Consider the following 18,220-nt stretch of genomic DNA (forward strand, 5'->3'; position numbering starts at 1 on the left):
GGCGCTCAGCCGGTTCGGCGCCCGGGCGCGCCTTCGTCCGCGCCGCCTTCGTCCGCCAGCCGCCCCGCGTAATCGCGCGCAAACTGCACCGCAATCCGCCCCGAGCGCGCACCACGTTCGAGCGCCCATTGCAGCGCCGGCTCGCGCGCCGCACGGATCTGCCCGTCATCGAACCCGGCCGCGCCGAGACAGCTCTCGACGACGGCCAGATACTCGTCCTGCGTGAAGCCGTAGAACGTGACCCAGATCCCGAAGCGCTCGGACAGCGAGATCCGCTCCTCGACCGCATCGCCCGGATGCAGCTCGCCGTTCTCCGCGCGCGTCACGTTCGCGTTGTCGCTCGCCTGCTCGGGCATCAGGTGGCGGCGATTGGACGTCGCGTACACCAGCACGTTCGACAGGTCGCTCGCAACCGAGCCGTCGAGCACCGTCTTGAGCCCCTTGTAGCCGGTCTCGCCGGCCTCGAACGACAGGTCGTCGCAGAACACGATGTAGCGCTCGGGCCGTGTGCGCACCAACTCGACGATCGCCGGCAGATCGTTCAGCCCTTCCTTGCTGACCTCGATCAGCCTCAGCCCGTGCGCCGCGAACGCGTGCAAGCACGCCTTCACGATCGACGACTTGCCGGTGCCGCGCGCGCCGGTCAGCAGCACGTGATTGGCCGCGAACCCGCGCACGAACTGCCGCGTGTTCCGTTCGACGATCGCCGCCTGCCGGCCGACGTTGCGCAGCGCGTCAAACGCGACGAGCGCGGGCGTGGCGATCGGCTCGAGCGGCGCCGATCGATCGCCTGCGCCGAAACCGCGCCAGCGAAACGCGACGGCCGCATCGAAATCGACGGCCGCCTGCCGCCCGGTGCCCGCCATCGCTTCGAGCGCGGTCGCGATACGTTCGAGGTGGCGCGCAAGCGACGGGTCGGCAACCGGTGCATGGTCGTCCGGCAGCGCGGCGATCAGGTCCTGCACGTCGAAACCGGCGCTCATTGGCGGGCGCCTTGCGACGCACCTGCATGGAACGGGAACCGCTGCGCGATCGCCACGCCGACAAGCGCGACGCCGCCGCCGATCAGGTGATACAGCCGCAGCGATTCGCCGAGCAACACGATCGCGCCGCCGGCCGTCATCACGGGCAGCAGGTTCATGAACATCGCGCAGCGGCTCGGGCCGAGCAGCCGCACGCCCTGCATCCACAGATAGGGCAGCACCACCGACGCCAGCACGCCGGCGTACAGGATCAGCGGCACGCTCGCGCGCGTCGGCCACGCGGCCTGCGCGGGCAACCGCAGCAGCATCGGCACCATGAACACGAGCGCGGCCAGCGCCTGCACGTAGGTCGACTGCCATGCCGGCAGCGCGCCGATGCGCCAGCGCTTGAGCAACACGCCGTAAAGCGCGTACGCGGCCGACGCGGCCAGCATCAGCAGGTCGCCCGCATGCACGCCTCGCGCGGCGATCGCCGTCGGGTGCCCTTCTGCGATCAGGTAGACGACACCCGCGAGCGACAGCACCCCGCCGCCGATCATGCCCGCGCCCGGCGGATCGCCGAGCAGCAGCGAGCTGAGCACCATCGTCATCAGCGGCACGAGCGCGGTGATGATCGCCATGTTGGTCGCGCTGGTCGTCTTCGCGGCCTCGTAGGACAGGCTCTGGAACAGCGCCATCGCGAGAAAGCCGAGCACCGCGAGCTTCGGCAAGTGCGCGACGAGACTCGCGCGGTTGCGCCACGCGGGGGCCAGCGTGAAGACGCTCATCAGCGCGACGGCGAGCAGCAGCCGGTAGAACGTGATGGCCGACGGGTCGATCGTCGACGCCGACAGCTTCGACACCACGACGTTGCCGGCCCACAGCGCGATCGCGCAGAAGGGAAACAGAAAAGGAGACTTGTTCATCGCGTTTGACGGATTAATATCCTGACAGGGGATCTGGCGTGAATCGGAACGCCATCGTGCCCGTCCGCCCAACTGCCTGTCTCACGCCAAAATGTCAGGACTTATCGCCAATCGGACAATCGAGTCCACCCAGCCCTTCGCGCACCTGCGCTACGAATCGACGCCGATGCCCGTGGCCGCGATGGCGGCCGCGTACGTGCACGGCACGTTGATCCCGACGCACAGCCATCGCCGCGCGCAGCTCCTCTATGCGATCGAGGGCGTGATGCACGTGCAGTCCGAAGGCGCGTCGTGGGTCGTGCCGCCGACGCGCGGCGTGTGGCTCGAAGCCGGCCTCGACCATACGGTGCAGATGAGCGGCGACGTGCAGATGCGCACCGTATTCGTCGAACCGGGCGCGGTCGAGCACCTGCCTGCGCGCAGTTGCGCGGTGGAAGTGCATCCGCTGCTGCGCGAGCTGATCCTCGCCGCGGTCGACGTGCCACTCGACTATGCGCCCGGCTCGCGCCACGATCACCTGATGCACCTGCTGCTGGCCGAGGTGACGGTCGCGCCGCTGCTGCCGCTGTACCTGCCGTGGCCGCACGATGCGCGCCTGCGGACGATCTGCGATACGCTCGTCACCACGCCCGACGACCTGTGCACGATCGCCGAGTGGGCCGACAAGCTCGGCCTGTCGGTGCGCACGCTGCATCGCGCGTTCCGGCGCGAGACGGGGCTCAGCTTCCGCCGCTGGCGCGAGCAGGCGCGGCTGCTGCTCGCGCTCAAGCGTCTTGCGCACGGCGAGAAAGTGCTGACCGTTGCGATGGATCACGGCTACAGCAGCCAGAGTGCGTTCTCCGCGATGTTCAAGCGGCATTTCGGCATGTCGCCGTCGGCGTTCTATGCGTAGCAGCCACGCTACCGCGCCGCGATTCCCGCGATGAAGCACGCACACGCAGCCGCCGACGCGACCGTGCGCACGTGATTCCACATCGTCCAGTCGTGCACGTAGCGCGTCCACAGCGCCACGCCTTGCGCGGTCGCCGGATCGGCCGCGGCAAGCGCATCGTTGAGCGGCACGTTGACGGCCATCGTCACCGCGAACATGCCGAACACGTACAGCACGCCGCCCGCGACCGCCGCCATCGCGCCCGGCTGGTCGCGATTGAACAGCGCGATCACGACGAGCGCGAGCGCCATCAGCGTCGTGCCGAGGAACAGCGGCATGAACGGCGAACGCACGATGTCGACGTTGATCGCATTCATCGCGGCCGTGCCGGCCTGCGGCGCGATCCGTCCGAGCGACGTCATCACGAACGTCGAGAACGCGAAGTACACGCCGGCCATCAGCCCGCAACCGATGGCCGAACCCCACAGCAATGCGGCAGTCACGAACGCGATCATGGTCAGGCGCTCCACACGCCGGTGGCGGCCGTCGCTCGCGCATAGTCGGCGAAATCGCGCGCCGGCCGCCCGAGCGTCTGTTCGATGCCGTACGCCACCGCGCTGTTGCGCCCGTCGAGCACCACGCGGAACAGATCGTCGAGCAGTTCGACGACCGGCTCCGGCACCCCGGCCTCGCGCAGCCCGGCGACGAACGCTTCGGGTGGAATCTCGCGATAAGCAACGGGCCGGCCGGCAGCCCGCGCGATTTCGCCGACTGCTTCAGCGAACGTCAGCGCGCGCGGGCCCGTGACTTCGATCACGCGGTCCTCGAACCGCGCATCGGTGAGCGCGGCCACGGCCACGTCCGCGAGGTCGTCCGTATCGACGAACGGCTCGCGCACCGCGCCTGCCGGCAGCGCGACTTCGCCGGCCAGCACGCTGTCGAGCAGATAGCCCTCGGAGAAGTTCTGGTTGAACCAGCTGGCGCGCACGACACCCCAGCCCACGCCCGACGCCTGCAGCGCGGCCTCGGCCGCCAGTGCGCCGGGCTCGCCGCGCCCGGACAGCAGCACCACGCGCTCGACACCGCTTTCCCGTGCAAGCCGCGCAAAGGCCGCGATCGCTTCCACGGCGCCGTCAACGGACAAGTCGGGCTGGTAGGTCACATACGCGGCCGACACGCCGTCGAGCGCGGCGGGCCAGGTCGCGGGCGCCGTCCAGTCGAAGCGGACGGCCGACGTGCGCGACACCGGGCGCGTCGCGAGGCCGCGTGCACGCAGCCGCGCATCGACGCGGGCGCCCGTCTTGCCCGAACCGCCGACGATGAGGATGGGAAGTGCCGACATGTGCGTCTCCTTTGACGAAAATACGAGAATGTCTCGCGTTTCAAAAACACGATAGACTCTCGCATTAGCAACGTCAAGTTTTTCCGGAGGCGGCATGGGCCGACAAAAATCGGGGCAGAACGACGAGCCCGACGCGGCGGCAGCGGACGCGCCGGCGCGCGCACGGCTGGTGCCGACGCAACAGCGCAGCCGCGAGCGGTTCGAGCGCATCCTTGCGTGTGCGTCGGAAGTGATGATCGAGAAGGGCTGCGACGCATTCCGGATGAGCGACATCGTCGAGCGCACGGGCATCTCGTTCGGTTCGCTGTATCAGTACTTTCCGGACAAGGCGGCCGTGATCGGCACGCTCGCGGAGCGCTACAACGCGGTCGGGCACGACTGCGTGCGGCGCGACCTCGCCGCGATGAAGACGCTCGACGACCTGCACGCCACGCTCGCCCGCATCACGGACAGCTACTACCGGATGTTCGTCGACGCGCCGCTGATGCGCGACATCTGGCGCGCGACGCAGGCCGACCGCGCGCTGCAGGATCTCGACCGGGCGGACGGCGAATTCCTGGCCGGGCTGTTCGCGGATGCGCTGGGAGACGTGGCGCCCGACACGACACGTGCGCAACGCAGCGCATTCGCCGAGCTGATGATGATCCAGATCGCGGCGGCCGTGCGCCACGCGATCACGTTGCCGCCGAAGGCGGCGCGGCAGATCCTCGCGATGTTCAAGCGCGCGCTGCCGCGCGACCTGTCGGTGCTCGACGCATAATCGCGCCGCACAATGCACGCGGCCGCCCGAAGGCGGCCGCGTGAAGTGGCAGGACGTGCCGCTTACTTGCCGTAGTCGTACACGCCGCGCCCGGTCTTGCGCCCGAGCCGCCCGGCCGACACCATCTCGCGCAGCAGCGGGCACGCGCGATACTTGGGATCGCCGAAGTCCTTCACGAACACGTCCATCACGGCGAGGCACACGTCGAGGCCGACGAGGTCGGCCAGCGCGAGCGGCCCGATCGGGTGGTTCGCGCCGAGCTTCATCCCCGCGTCGATCTCCTCCGCCGATGCGATGCCTTCGGCCAGCACGAAGAACGCTTCGTTGATCATCGGCACCAGGATCCGGTTCACGACGAAGCCCGGCGAATTGCGCACGCCGATCGGCGACTTGTCGAAACGCTCGGTCAGTGCGCGCACGGCCGACGCGGTCGCATCGCTCGTCTGCAGCCCGCGGATGATCTCGACGAGCGGCATCAGCGGCACCGGGTTGAAGAAGTGCATGCCGAGGAAACGCGACGGCTCCGCGAGCAGCGCCGCGAGCGCGGTGATCGAGATCGACGACGTGTTGGTCGCGATGATCGCGTCGGGGCGCGCGACGGCCTCGATCTGCTTCAGGATGCGGCCCTTCAGCTCGACGTTCTCGGTCGCCGCTTCGATCACGATGTCGACCGATGCGAGCTTCGCGTAGTCGGTCGACGTCGTGATGCGCGCGAGCGCCGCATCGCGTGCGGCCGCGTCGAGCTTCTCCTTCGACACGAGCCGCTCCAGGCTGCCCTTCAGCGTGGCGAGGCCCTTGTCGAGCGCGGCGTCGCTGACGTCGATCATCACGACGTTGAGTCCCGCAACGGCAGCCGTTTGCGCAATGCCGTTACCCATGGTTCCGGCGCCCACGACGCCGACGATTTCGATGGCCATGAATTTTCCTGTGTGTTCGGGTGCTGAACGGTCGATTATCAGATGTTCTCGAAGATCGCAGCAATCCCCTGGCCGCCGCCGATACACATCGTCACGAGCGCGTAACGCCCGCCGATGCGCTTCAGCTCGTACAGCGCCTTGACCGTGATCAGCGCGCCGGTCGCACCGATCGGGTGACCGAGCGAGATGCCCGAACCGTTCGGGTTGACCTTCGCCGGATCGAGGCCCAGCTCCTGCGTGACGGCGCAGGCCTGTGCGGCGAACGCTTCGTTTGCTTCGATCACGTCGAGATCGGTGATCTTCAGGCCCGCGCGTTCGAGTGCCTTCTGCGTGGCCGGCACCGGGCCGATGCCCATGTACGCCGGATCGACACCCGCGTGCGCATACGCGACGAGGCGTGCGAGCGGCTTCACGCCCTGGGCGCGCGCAGCGTCCGCGCTCATCATCAGCACGGCTGCCGCCGCATCGTTGATGCCCGATGCGTTGCCGGCCGTCACGGTGCCGTTTTCCTTCGCGAACACCGGCTTGAGTTTCGTGAAATCGTCCGCGCTTGCGTCTTGACGCACGTGCTCGTCGGTGTCGAACGCGACCTCGCCCTTCTTCGTGCGGATCGAGATCGGCAGGATCTGATCCTTGAAGCGCCCTTCCGCGATCGCGCGCGCCGCGCGACGATGCGATTCGAGCGCCAGCGCATCCTGTGCGTCGCGCGAGATGTCGTACTTGCGTGCGACGTTCTCGGCCGTCACGCCCATGTGGATCGTCTGGAACGGGTCGTGCAGCGCGCCGAGCATCATGTCGACGAGCTTGCCGTCACCCATGCGCTGGCCGAAGCGCGCGGCCGGCACCGTGTACGGCGCGCGGCTCATGCTTTCCGAACCACCGCCGATCGCGACGTCGGCATCGCCGAGCATGATCGTCTGCGCAGCGGACACGATCGCCTGCAGGCCCGAGCCGCACAAGCGGTTCACGGTCAGCGCCGGCGCGTGCTGCGCGACACCGCCATTGATCGCCGCGACACGCGCGAGATACATGTCCTTCGGCTCGGTGTTCACGACGTGGCCGAACACGACATGGCCGACCGCATCGCCCGGCACGTTCGCGCGCGACAGCACTTCCGCGACCACCTTCGCCCCGAGATCGGTCGGCGAGAAATCCTTCAGGCTGCCGCCGAAATCACCGATCGCGGTACGGACACCGCTCACCACCACGACTTCTTTCGCTGCATTGCTCATCGTTTCACTCCGGTTCGTTCGCGCCCGCGGGCGCAAGGATGCGTTGCGTTACATGTTCGGGTAATTCGGCCCGCCGCCGCCTTCCGGCGTGACCCACACGATGTTCTGCGTCGGGTCCTTGATGTCGCAGGTCTTGCAGTGCACGCAGTTCTGCGCGTTGATCACCAGGCGATCGCTGCCGTCGTCGTTCTTCACGAACTCGTACACCGCCGCCGGGCAGAAACGCCCCTCCGGCCCCGCGTACGTGCGCAGGTTCACGTTCACCGGCACGTTCGCATCCTTCAGCGTCAGGTGCGCCGGCTGGTTCTCTTCGTGGTTCGTGTTCGAGATGAACACCGACGACAGCCGGTCGAACGTCAGCTTGCCGTCCGGCTTCGGATATTCGATCGGCTCGCACTGCGACGCCGGCTTCAGCATCTCGTGGTCCGCATGCTTGTGGTGCAGCGTCCACGGCACGTTGCCGCCCATCACCTTCTGCTCGAGCCCGACCATCAGCGTGCCCAGGTACAGGCCCTTGGCCATCCACTGCTTGAAGTTGCGCGCGCGATACAGCTCCGTGTACAGCCACGACTGCTTGAACGCGTCCGGGTACGCGTTGAGTTCATCGCTCTGGCGGCCGGCCTGCACCGCGTCGAACGCGGCGTCGGCCGCCAGCATGCCGGTCTTGATCGCCGCATGGCTGCCCTTGATCCGCGATGCGTTCAGGAAGCCCGCGTCGTCGCCGATCAGCGCGCCGCCCGGGAACACCGTCTTCGGCAGCGACAGCAGGCCGCCGGCCGTGATCGCGCGCGCGCCGTACGACACGCGCTTGCCGCCTTCGAGAAACGCGCGGATCGACGGATGCGTCTTGTAGCGCTGGAATTCCTCGAACGGCGACAGGTACGGGTTCGTGTAGCCGAGGCCGACCACGAAGCCGACCACGACCTGGTTGTTGTCCATGTGATACAGGAACGAGCCGCCGTACGTATCGGACTTCAGCGGCCAGCCGGCCGTGTGGATCACGAGGCCCGGCTTGTGCTTCGCGGGATCGATTTCCCACAGTTCCTTGATGCCGATCCCGTACGCCTGCGGCTCCGCGTTCGCGTCGAGCTTGAACTTCGAGATCAGCTGACGGCCGAGGTGGCCGCGGCAGCCTTCGGCGAACAGCGTGTACTTCGCGTGCAGCTCCATGCCGAGCTGGAAGTTCTCGGTCGGCTCGCCGTCCTTGCCCACGCCCATGTTGCCGGTCGCGACGCCTTTGACCGAGCCGTCGTCGTTGTACAGGATCTCGGCGGCCGGGAAGCCCGGGAAGATCTCGACGCCCAGCGCTTCGGCCTGTGCCCCGAGCCAGCGCGTGACGTTGCCCAGCGAAATCACGTAGTTGCCGTGGTTCTGGAAGTTGGCGGGCAGCGCCCAGTTCGGCGTCGTGACCGCGCTTTTCTCGGACAGGAACAGGAAGCGGTCTTCCGTCACCTCGACGTCGAGCGGCGCACCCCGTTCCTTCCAGTCGGGGAACAGTTCGTTGATCGCGCGCGGGTCCATCACCGCGCCCGACAGGATGTGCGCGCCGATCTCGGAACCCTTCTCGAGCACGCACACGCCGATCTCGGTGCCTTTCTCGGCGGCCAGCTGCTTGAGCCGGATCGCCGCCGACAGCCCGGCGGGGCCGCCGCCGACGATCACGACGTCGTATTCCATCGATTCGCGCGGGCCGTATTGCGCGAGCAAGTCCTGTGTGGTCAAAATCCTGTCTCCTCCTGCGTCCCGACCGTCAACCGGTCAGAACTGGTCTTCCGTCAACGCGAGCACGCTCTCGTTGCCCTTCGCGCCGACGATCGACGCTTCGAGCGCACCGGCCTGCACGAGAATGTGCTCCGCATAGCATTGCGCGATCGCGATCTTCGCGTCGAAGAACGCCGGGTCGCTCGCGCGGTTCGCCTGCGCGGCCACCAGCGCACGCGCCATCTGCCACCCGCACAGCACCACGCCCGCCAGCTTCAGGTACGGCACGCTGCCCGCGAACACCGCGTTCGGGTCCTGCTTCACGTTCGCCAGCACGTAATCCACCACCGACGACAGCGCGCGGGCGCCCTTCTCCAGCTGCGCCTTCATCGATGCGGCCGCCGCGCCGTCCAGCTTGCCCAGCGCCGTCACCGTGTCGCCGACTTCCGCGAGCAGCGCCTTCGCCACCGCGCCGCCGTCGCGCATCGTCTTGCGCCCGACCAGGTCGTTCGCCTGGATCGCCGTCGTTCCTTCGTAGATCGCCAGGATCCGTGCATCGCGGTAGTACTGTGCCGCGCCCGTCTCCTCGATGAAGCCCATCCCGCCGTGCACCTGCACGCCCAGGCTCGCCACGTCGTTCACCATCTCCGTGCTCCAGCCCTTCACCACCGGCACCAGATACTCGTAGATTGCCTGATGACGGCTGCGCGTCGCCTCGTCCGAATGGCGGTGGGCAATGTCGCTGTGCGCGGCTGCCACGTATGCCAGCGCCCGTGCGCCTTCGGTCAGTGCGCGCATCGTGCCGAGCATGCGGCGCACGTCCGGGTGATGGATGATCGTCACCGACTGCTTGGCCGACCCGTCCACCGGGCGGCTCTGCACGCGTTCCTTCGCGAATTCGGCCGCCTTCTGGTACGCACGGTCGGCCACGCCGATCCCCTGCATCCCGACGCCGAAGCGCGCCGCGTTCATCATGATGAACATGTATTCGAGGCCGCGGCTTTCTTCGCCGATCAGGTAGCCGATCGCGCCGCCGTGGTCGCCGTACTGCAGCACCGCCGTCGGGCTCGCCTTGATCCCGAGCTTGTGCTCGATCGACACGCAGTGCACGTCGTTGCGTGCCCCCAGCGAGCCGTCTTCGTTGACCATGAACTTCGGCACGATGAACAGCGAGATGCCCTTCACGCCTTCCGGCGCGTTCGGCGTGCGCGCCAGCACCAGGTGGACGATGTTGTCCGCCATGTCGTGCTCGCCCCACGTGATGAAGATCTTCGTGCCGAACACCTTGTAGGTGCCGTCGCCCTGCGGCTCGGCGCGCGAGCGCACCAGCGCGAGGTCGGAGCCCGCCTGCGGCTCGGTCAGGTTCATCGTGCCGGTCCATTCGCCCGAGATCAGCTTCGGCACGTAGCGCTGCTTCTGCTCGTCGGTGCCGGCCGTCAGCAGCGCCTCGATCGCGCCGTCGGTCAACAGCGGACACAGCGCGAACGACAGGTTCGACGCGTTCAGCATCTCGATGCACGGCGTCGCGATCAGCTTCGGCAGCCCCTGGCCGTCGTACTCGGCCGGATGCTGCAGCCCCTGCCAGCCGCCTTCGACGAACTGGCGGAACGCTTCCGCGAAGCCCGGCGTCGCGGTCACGACGCCGTCCTTCCAGCTGCTCGGGTTGCGGTCGCCTTCGACGTTCAGCGGCGCCAGCACCTCGCCGCAGAACTTCGCGGACTCGTCGAGCACGGCCTGCGCCGTGTCGTAACCGGCATCCTCGAAACCGGGCAACTGCGCGACGGCGTCGATACCTGCGAGTTCCTTCAGCACGAACAGCATGTCCTTGACGGGGGCGTTATAGCTCATGGTCGATGTTCCAATCAGGCGGTGAATGAGGTGCGCTCAGGGCTCGATGCGGCAGAAGCGGCCAGACCCGGGCGACGTGGTGACCCATCGTAATGCCGCCGCCGGCGATTCCCATTGTCATATCCGGCCCACATGGTGACAAAATCGGCCACGAGATAGGGGGGCGTTGCCGGGAAAGGCCGGCTGGACAGGGGTGTGGCGAATTCGGGTTTGGCGGATTCGGCGAGCAATCGGCGTGCCCGCGGCAGGCGCCGATGCCGCGGATCGGGCCTGGGCCGGCGGCAATGGGAGCCGGTTATGGGAAGCGCGCGCGAATACCGGTCACGCGCCCGGTGCGGTTGCATCACGCGCCGGGCCGGCTCGCGTGCCACGTTCATCGGGGCCACATCAACACCGGCAGCAACGCCCCGCGCCGCATGTGCATCGGCCCGCCATGCATCAACGATACGTGGCGGGCCGACGGTATGCAGGAACCACGCGTCCGGAACGGGCCTGCGGCCCGCGCCGGTCGCGCGGCCGCGATCAGGAGGCTTTCAGCACACCGAAGACCTCGCTCAGCATCGACTTCGCATCACCGAACAACATGCGGTTGTTGTCCTTGTAGAACAGCGGATTGTCGACGCCTGCATAGCCCGAAGCCATGCTGCGCTTCATCACGATCGACGTCTTCGCCTTCCACACCTCCAGCACCGGCATGCCGGCGATCGGGCTCGTCGGATCGTCCTGCGCCGCCGGGTTCACGATGTCGTTCGCGCCGATCACCATCGACACGTCGGCTTCGGGGAAGTCGTCGTTGATCTCGTCCATCTCCAGCACGATGTCGTACGGCACCTTCGCTTCGGCCAGCAGCACGTTCATGTGCCCCGGCATGCGGCCCGCGACCGGGTGAATCGCGAAACGCACGTCGACGCCCTTCTCGCGCAGCAGCTTCGTCAGTTCGAACACCGTGTGCTGGGCCTGCGCCACCGCCATCCCATAGCCGGGTACGATGATCACGCGCTTCGCCTCGCGCAGCAGCTCGGCCGTTTCCGCCGCGCTCACCGCGACCGCTTCGCCGGCCGGTTGCGCACCGCCGCCACCGGCTGCCGCCGGGGCGCCCGCGCCACTGCCGAAGCCGCCCGCGATCACGCTGATGAAGTTGCGGTTCATCGCGCGGCACATGATGTACGACAGGATCGCACCCGACGAGCCGACCAGCGCGCCGATCACGATCAGCAGGTCGTTGCCGAGCATGAAACCGGTCGCGGCCGCCGCCCAGCCCGAGTAGCTGTTGAGCATCGACACCACGACCGGCATGTCCGCCCCGCCGATCGCCATCACCATGTGCACGCCGAACAGCAGCGAGATCACGGTCATCACGACGAGCGGCAGCATGCCGTCCTGGATGCTTTCCGCATGCAGGAACGCGCGGCCGTAGTAGATCACGATCAGCAGCGCGGCCAGGTTCATCCAGTGCCGTGCCGGCAGCAGCAGCGGCTTGCCGCCGATCTTGCCCGACAGCTTGCCGAACGCGATGATCGAGCCCGCGAAGGTGATGGCGCCGATCAGGATGCCGACGTAGATCTCCACTTCGTGGATCGCCTTCTCGGCACCGGTGAATTGCAGCGACGTGTCGATGTAGCTCGCGAAGCCCACCAGGCAAGCCGCCAGACCGACCAGGCTGTGCATCAGCGCGACCAGTTCCGGCATCTGCGTCATCTGCACCTTCTTCGCGGCGTACAGGCCGACGGCGCCGCCGACGACGAGTGCGGCGATCACGTACGGAATGCCCGCGGCCGACACGCGCGGACCGGCCACGGTGGCCAGCACCGCGATCAGCATGCCGATCATGCCGAGCAGGTTGCCGCGACGCGCGGTTTCAGGGTTGGCCAGCCCGCCGAGGCTGAGGATGAACAGGATCGCGGCGCCGATATAGGAGACGGTAGTCAGGTTTGCAGTCATGGTTGTCGTCCCCTTATTTGCGGAACATCGCCAGCATGCGACGCGTCACCGCGAAGCCGCCGAACATGTTGACGGCCGTGAGCGTCAGCGCGCCCACCGCGAGGCCCAGGATCAACCCGGACGGACGGTCACCGGCGTTGGCCAGCTCGCCCAGCGGCGGTGCGACCTGCACGAGCGCGCCGATCGCGATGATCGACGAGATCGCGTTGGTCACGCTCATCAGCGGCGTGTGCAGCGACGGCGTGACGTTCCAGATCACCATGTAGCCGACGAAGCACGCGAGCACGAACACCGTGAAGTGCGACAGGAAGCTCGCCGGCGCGAACTGGCCGACGAACAGGAACGCCAGCGCGCCGATCGCGAACACGATCGCGAGCGCCTTGGCCGACATCGGCTCGCCGGCATGTCCGTGGCCCTTGGACTTCGCGGGCGCGGCCGCGACAGGCACCGCCTGCGGCTTGGGCGCGACGACCGCCTGCTTGATCGGCGGCGGCGGCCACGTGACGTTGCCTTCCTTGATGACGGTGAGGCCGCGGATCGCGTCGTCGTCGAAGTCGACGTTGATCGTGCCGTCCTTGCCCTTGCACAGCTCCTCGACCACGCGCAGCAGGTTGGTCGCATACAGCGTGGACGACTGCCGCGACAGGCGCGACGCGAGATCCGTGTAGCCGACGATCGTCACGCCGTGGCGCACGACGGCCTCGCCGGGTACCGTGAGTTCGCAGTTGCCGCCCTGTTCGGCGGCCATGTCGACGATCACGCTGCCGGGCTTCATCGACTGCACCATCTCGGCCGTGATCAGCTTCGGCGCGGGCTTGCCGGGAATCAGCGCGGTCGTGATGATGATGTCGGCGTCCTTGGCCTGCTGCGCGTACATCGCGCGCTGCGCCTGCTGGAAGCCTTCGCTCATCACCTTCGCGTAACCGCCGCCGCCCGAGCCTTCCTCTTCGTAGTCGACCTTGACGAACTCGCCGCCCAGCGACTTGACCTGATCGGCCACTTCCGCCCGGGTGTCGTTCGCGCGCACGATCGCGCCGAGGCTGGCGGCCGTGCCGATCGCGGCGAGGCCCGCCACGCCGGCACCGGCAATGAACACCTTGGCCGGCGGAATCTTGCCGGCCGCCGTGACCTGGCCGTTCAGGAAGCGGCCGAATGCGTGCGCGGCCTCGATCACCGCACGGTAGCCGCTGATGCTGGCCATCGACGTGAGCGCGTCCATCTTCTGCGCGCGCGACAGCGTACGCGGCAGCGAATCGATCGCCAGCACGGTGGCGCGCTTCGCGGCCAGCTGCTGCATCAGTTCGGGGTTCTGCGCCGGCCAGACGAAGCCGATCAGCGTGCCGCCCTCGCGCATCAGCGCCACTTCGTCGCCGGTCGGCGGACGCACCTTGAACACGATGTCGCTGCCGGACCAGAGCTCGGCCGCTGTCGCGGCAACGCTCGCGCCGGCCGCGCGGTACGCGTCGTCGTCAAAATTCGCGCCGGCCCCGGCGCCGCTTTGGACGGCGACCGAAAACCCCAGCTTGACCAGCTTCTCGACCACTTCGGGGACGGTCGCTACGCGCCGTTCGCCGGTGGCTGTCTCCAACGGAATCCCAATCTGTAATGTCATATTATGAAAGATGGGTGATGGCCGTCGCGAAGCGCTCGGGCCGGTGCGTCAAGTTACCAGAATCATGTGCATGTTTCGAAATCTGCGTGCGACCCGCGATGGCATCGCCGCCGGGCGCCGGATACGGGCGCCGGCCGCACACACCGGCGTCCCCGCGTCCTACACCTGCCGCCGGTAAGTCCCCGGCGTACTCCCTGTCCAGTGCCGGAACGCGCGGTGAAACGCGCTCGGATCGTCGAAACCGATATCGGCGCCGATCGCCGCGATCGTGTCGGGCGTGTCGGTCAGCCGCTGGATCGCGATGTCGCGCCGCAACTCGTCCTTCAGCACCTGGAACGTCGTTCCTTCGGCGGCCAGGTGGCGGCTCAGCGTGCGTACCGAACAGTGCAGGTGCTCGGCCGCGTGGTCGATCACGGGCAGGTCGGGCAGCGCCGCCGACAGGTACTGCCGCACGCGATGGCACACGAGCTGTTCGCTGAACGATTCGAAGATCCAGTCGCCGGGCGCGCGCGCAAGGAACTTGCGCAGGTTGCGCTTGCTCTGCCGGATCGGCGCATCGAGGTAATCGGCGCTGAAACGCATCAGCGTGCGCTCGCAATCGAACTGCACGGAGCCGGTGAAGAAATACAGGTGGTCGACCGCATGGCGCGGCCGCGGGCACGCGAATTCGATCTGCAGCAGCGGGATCTTTTGCCCGATCAGCCAGGAGCACACGCCGTGCACGAGCTTGAGCATCAGTTCCTGGCCGAGCGCGCCGATCGGGCCGATCGCGTCGTTCGGGCGCAGCAGCACCTGCGCGATCAGGTCGTCGCGCTTCGATTCGACGAAGAAATCGTCGAGCAGGATGTGGAAAAACTGTCCGAAACGATGCAGCGCCGTTTCGAGGTTGCGCGCATCGAGCAGGCTCAGGCACAGGTACTTGAGCGTGCCGCCGCGTAACGGGCGCGAGAAGATGCCGGGCATCTCGTCGTCGAGATCGATCGCGAGCGTGCGGTACAGCGTCGAGAACTGTTCCTCCGTCACGCGTGCGTGCGGCTCGCCGAGCAGCTCGATCGGGATGCCGGCGCCGCGCAGGTAGCGCTCCACCACGTCGCGCTGCGCCCCCGCGCTCGCGAGGAAACCGTTGACGAGCGAGATCGGCACCGTCGCGCTCGGCGACGGCATCGCACGCCCGGGCCGGGCGGAAAGGGCATCTGAGCCGGTCATCGGGTCCCCGTCGATCGAACCGCTCGCATTGTACTTGAGCGGCCCGTGCGTCACCTTCGAGACCTTCGGGGCCTTCGGGACCTTCGGCGCACCGGGCCGCGCAGCCACGGCCGCGCGGCGCGTCGGCACCATCAGTCGGTGCGGCTGAGTTCACGGCGCAGGATCTTGCCGACCGTGGACTTCGGCAGCCGGTCGACGAAGCGGACGATCTTCGGCACCTTGTAGGCCGCGAGGCTCGCGCGGCAATGCTCGACGAGGTGGGCCTCGGTCACGCCGGCATCCGGCGCGAGCACCACGAACAGCTTGACGGCCTCGCCCGTGCGCGGGTCCGGCACGCCGATGCACGCGCACTCGGCGACGCCCGGCAGCGCGGTCGCGACGGCTTCCACTTCGTTCGGATACACGTTGAAGCCCGACACGATGATCATGTCCTTCTTGCGGTCGACGATCCGCAGGAAGCCGGCCGCGTCGAACACGCCGACGTCGCCGGTGCGGAAATAGCCGTCCGCCGTGAACGCGGCCGCGTTCGCATCCGGTTTCTGCCAGTAGCCGCCCATCACCTGCGGCCCCTTCACGCAGATCTCGCCCGCTTCGCCGATCGCCACCTCGCGATCCTGGTCGTCGAGCAGCATCACGTCGGTCGACGGCAACGGCAGGCCCGTGGTGCCCGTGAACGAGTCGATCGACTGCGGGTTGAACGACACGACCGGCGACGTTTCCGACAGCCCGTAGCCCTCGCGGATGAAATTGCCGGTCACCGCCTTCCAGCGCGACGAGATCACGTCGATCACCGCCGCGCCGCCGCCGGCCGACAGCTTCAGCCGCGACCAGTCGACTTCGTTCAGGCGCGGATGGCCGGCGAGCCCCGCGTACAGCGTGTTCACGCCGACGAATACCGTCGGCCGCGCAGCCTTCAGCACGTCGATGAAGCCGTCCATGTCGCGCGGGTTCGCGACGAGCCAGTTCTGCGCGCCGATCGCGAAGTAGGACAGGAAGTTCACCGTCAGCGCGAAGATGTGATACAGCGGGATCGCCGTAACGACGACCTCCTCGCCCGGCTCGCGCGCGGCCGGCACGATCGCCGCGAACTGTTCGATGTTCGCGACGAGGTTGCGATGCGACAGCGCCGCGCCCTTCGACAGGCCGGTCGTGCCGCCCGTGTATTGCAGCAGCAGCAGGTCCGCGCCGCCCAGCGCAACCGGTTCGTACGCGAGCGATTCGCCGGCCGCAATGGCGTCCGCGAGCGCGGTCGAACCGGGTGGCAGTGCATCGCACGTGCCGGCCGGCGCATCGACGACGCCGAGATCGCCGCGCCCCACGCTCAGCACGGTGCGCACGCGCGTGCCGCCGACCACGTCGGCGAACGTGCCCATCGAGCCGCCGCAGACGACGGCCACCTCGACGCCCGCGTCGTTGAGCTGATGCTCGAGCTCGCGCGCGGTGTAGTGCGGGTTCACGTTGACCTGGATCGCGCCGATCTTCGCGACGGCGACGAACACGACCGGAAACGCGAGCACGTTGGGCAGCATCACGGCCACGCGGTCGCCCTTGCGTACGCGGACGACTTGCTGCAGATAGGCGGCCAGCGCGGTCGACAGGCGGTCGACGTCGGCATAGGTGAGCGTGCGGCCGAACGCATGGAACGCCGGACGGTCGGCGAAGCGGCGCATCGCGTCGTCCAGCAGCGCGCTTACGGAAGAATGGCGATCGGCATCGATCTCGGCGGGGATCGAGCCATACGACCCGGTCCAGTGTCTCTTCGTCATGTCTCACTCCACGGGGGGACGGTGCGCCCGCAGCACACCGTTCGCACGGCGGCCTGCACGCCGGAAGGACGCGGGCCGTCGCCTGACCGGCGACTATCGCCCGCGCGACGCGCTTTGCAAATGATCCGGGCGGCCGAAAAGATGATCGAAACGGACATGCGGGCGGGCCCGCTTGTCTAGGCAACCGCGCTTGCCGCGGCAGGCAGTCGCATATTCCACCGCGCGGATTGCAAAGCATCAAGCGGCATGGCACGGGCTGCCGCCCTTCTTCATAATCGACGGTCGCCATTCTTTCGTCTAGACGATGCAGCCGCTTTCCCTGGCCCCCGCCGGCACGTTCTCGTCGGTCCGGTTCCTGCTGACCGACATGGACGAGACCCTGACCCATCGGGGCCGCCTGGCCGCGCAGACCTATGCAGCACTCGAGCGGCTGCAGGCGCACGGCATCCGCGTGATTCCCGTGACGGCCGCGCCGGCAGGCTGGTGCGACCAGATGGCGCGCATGTGGCCGGTCGACGGTGTGATTGCGGAGAACGGCGGACTCTTCATTCGGCGCAGCCCGGACGGGAACGGTGTCGAGCGCCGGTACTGGCACGCGGACGACGCGCTCGCCGGCGCGCGCGACGCACGCCGGCGTATCGCGCAGCATGTCGAGAAGATCGTACCCGCTGCACGCCTCGCGGACGACCAGGACTTCAGGCTGACGTCGCTCGCGTATGCACGCACCGGCTCCGACCAGGACGACCGGGTACTCGACGCGCTGGTCGCGGCCGGCGCGGACGCGACCATCAACAATCTGTGGATCATCGGCTGGGCCGGCGGATACGACAAGCTGTCGATGTCGCTGCGCGTGCTGTCGGACACCTACGGCGTCGACGCCGATGCCGCGCCAGCGTGCGTCGCGTACGCCGGCGACTCCACGAACGACGCGCCGATGTTCGGCCATTTCACGCACACGGCCGGCATGAGCACCGTGGTCGAGTATCTGCAGCACCTGCCCGTGCCACCGCGCTGGATCACGCACGGCCCCGGCGGCAGCGGATTCGTCGAGTTCGCCGACGCGATCCTGCGCGCTCGCCCGGACGATCAGCGCTGACCGGTCCGGCGGCCCGACTATCGCGTTATCAGCATGGACA

The 18,220-nt window shown here is 67.9% G+C and carries 15 protein-coding genes; 3 read left to right on the forward strand and 12 right to left on the reverse strand.

All coding sequences use genetic code 11. From position 1 onward, the window contains the following. Window positions 1-5: 5 nt before the first annotated feature. Both OHZ10_RS35550 and OHZ10_RS35555 read right to left on the reverse strand, forming a co-directional pair. On the reverse strand, window positions 6-983 hold the full coding sequence (locus tag OHZ10_RS35550) for an ATP-binding protein (protein ID WP_342706485.1): 978 nt from the start codon (window positions 981-983) through the stop codon (window positions 6-8). Next, the gene (locus OHZ10_RS35555; protein ID WP_059242215.1) at window positions 980-1,888 is read right to left on the reverse strand and encodes a DMT family transporter; all 909 of its coding nucleotides are present in this window, start codon (window positions 1,886-1,888) and stop codon (window positions 980-982) included. Before OHZ10_RS35555 ends, OHZ10_RS35550 begins: the two co-directional genes overlap by 4 nt. 91 nt (window positions 1,889-1,979) lie before the next feature. Here OHZ10_RS35555 and OHZ10_RS35560 point away from each other — a divergent pair, with 91 nt between their 5' ends. Then, window positions 1,980-2,780: an AraC family transcriptional regulator gene (locus OHZ10_RS35560; protein WP_059242217.1), complete on the forward strand. Its 801-nt coding sequence runs from the start codon at window positions 1,980-1,982 to the stop codon at window positions 2,778-2,780. Window positions 2,781-2,788: 8 nt separating this feature from the next. On the opposite strand, the gene OHZ10_RS35565 is transcribed toward OHZ10_RS35560, so the two are convergent. Continuing rightward, complete coding sequence (locus OHZ10_RS35565; RefSeq protein ID WP_256087541.1) at window positions 2,789-3,274, reverse strand: DUF1772 domain-containing protein; 486 nt, start codon at window positions 3,272-3,274, stop codon at window positions 2,789-2,791. A 2-nt stretch (window positions 3,275-3,276) separates the two neighbouring features. Beyond that, window positions 3,277-4,101: an NmrA family transcriptional regulator gene (locus OHZ10_RS35570; protein ID WP_342706487.1), complete on the reverse strand. Its 825-nt coding sequence runs from the start codon at window positions 4,099-4,101 to the stop codon at window positions 3,277-3,279. A 94-nt stretch (window positions 4,102-4,195) separates the two neighbouring features. On the opposite strand from OHZ10_RS35570, the gene OHZ10_RS35575 reads away from it, so the two are divergent. Then, a complete protein-coding gene (locus OHZ10_RS35575) occupies window positions 4,196-4,861 on the forward strand; it encodes a TetR/AcrR family transcriptional regulator (protein ID WP_059242222.1) in 666 nt (221 codons plus the stop codon). A 62-nt stretch (window positions 4,862-4,923) separates the two neighbouring features. Here OHZ10_RS35575 and OHZ10_RS35580 read toward each other — a convergent pair whose 3' ends face one another. The 8 genes from OHZ10_RS35580 to OHZ10_RS35615 form a co-directional block, all read right to left on the reverse strand. Continuing rightward, complete coding sequence (locus tag OHZ10_RS35580) at window positions 4,924-5,778, reverse strand: 3-hydroxybutyryl-CoA dehydrogenase (protein WP_059242224.1); 855 nt, start codon at window positions 5,776-5,778, stop codon at window positions 4,924-4,926. A gap of 38 nt (window positions 5,779-5,816) precedes the next feature. Beyond that, window positions 5,817-7,010: a beta-ketothiolase BktB gene (bktB, locus tag OHZ10_RS35585; protein WP_059242226.1), complete on the reverse strand. Its 1,194-nt coding sequence runs from the start codon at window positions 7,008-7,010 to the stop codon at window positions 5,817-5,819. A 48-nt stretch (window positions 7,011-7,058) separates the two neighbouring features. Further along, complete coding sequence (locus tag OHZ10_RS35590; RefSeq protein WP_422674397.1) at window positions 7,059-8,687, reverse strand: electron transfer flavoprotein-ubiquinone oxidoreductase; 1,629 nt, start codon at window positions 8,685-8,687, stop codon at window positions 7,059-7,061. An 81-nt stretch (window positions 8,688-8,768) separates the two neighbouring features. After that, the gene (locus tag OHZ10_RS35595) at window positions 8,769-10,559 is read right to left on the reverse strand and encodes an acyl-CoA dehydrogenase (protein ID WP_342706488.1); all 1,791 of its coding nucleotides are present in this window, start codon (window positions 10,557-10,559) and stop codon (window positions 8,769-8,771) included. Window positions 10,560-11,081: 522 nt separating this feature from the next. After that, entirely contained in the window at window positions 11,082-12,500 is a 1,419-nt protein-coding gene (pntB, locus tag OHZ10_RS35600; protein WP_340626158.1) for a Re/Si-specific NAD(P)(+) transhydrogenase subunit beta, read from the reverse strand. 13 nt (window positions 12,501-12,513) lie between these two features. Beyond that, the gene (locus tag OHZ10_RS35605) at window positions 12,514-14,112 is read right to left on the reverse strand and encodes a Re/Si-specific NAD(P)(+) transhydrogenase subunit alpha (protein ID WP_342706489.1); all 1,599 of its coding nucleotides are present in this window, start codon (window positions 14,110-14,112) and stop codon (window positions 12,514-12,516) included. A 159-nt stretch (window positions 14,113-14,271) separates the two neighbouring features. After that, window positions 14,272-15,450, reverse strand: a complete 1,179-nt coding sequence (locus tag OHZ10_RS35610; protein ID WP_342706490.1) for an AraC family transcriptional regulator — start codon at window positions 15,448-15,450, stop codon at window positions 14,272-14,274. After that, window positions 15,450-17,084, reverse strand: a complete 1,635-nt coding sequence (locus tag OHZ10_RS35615) for an AMP-binding protein (RefSeq protein WP_342706491.1) — start codon at window positions 17,082-17,084, stop codon at window positions 15,450-15,452. The genes OHZ10_RS35610 and OHZ10_RS35615 overlap by 1 nt, the downstream gene beginning before the upstream one ends. Window positions 17,085-17,388: 304 nt before the next feature. Here OHZ10_RS35615 and OHZ10_RS35620 point away from each other — a divergent pair, with 304 nt between their 5' ends. After that, complete coding sequence (locus OHZ10_RS35620) at window positions 17,389-18,180, forward strand: HAD-IIB family hydrolase (protein ID WP_342706492.1); 792 nt, start codon at window positions 17,389-17,391, stop codon at window positions 18,178-18,180. Window positions 18,181-18,220 lie beyond the last annotated feature (40 nt).

Origin of the sequence: Burkholderia arboris (assembly GCF_038723655.1) — a bacterium.
In the GTDB taxonomy this organism is placed as follows: Bacteria; Pseudomonadota; Gammaproteobacteria; order Burkholderiales; family Burkholderiaceae; genus Burkholderia; species Burkholderia arboris.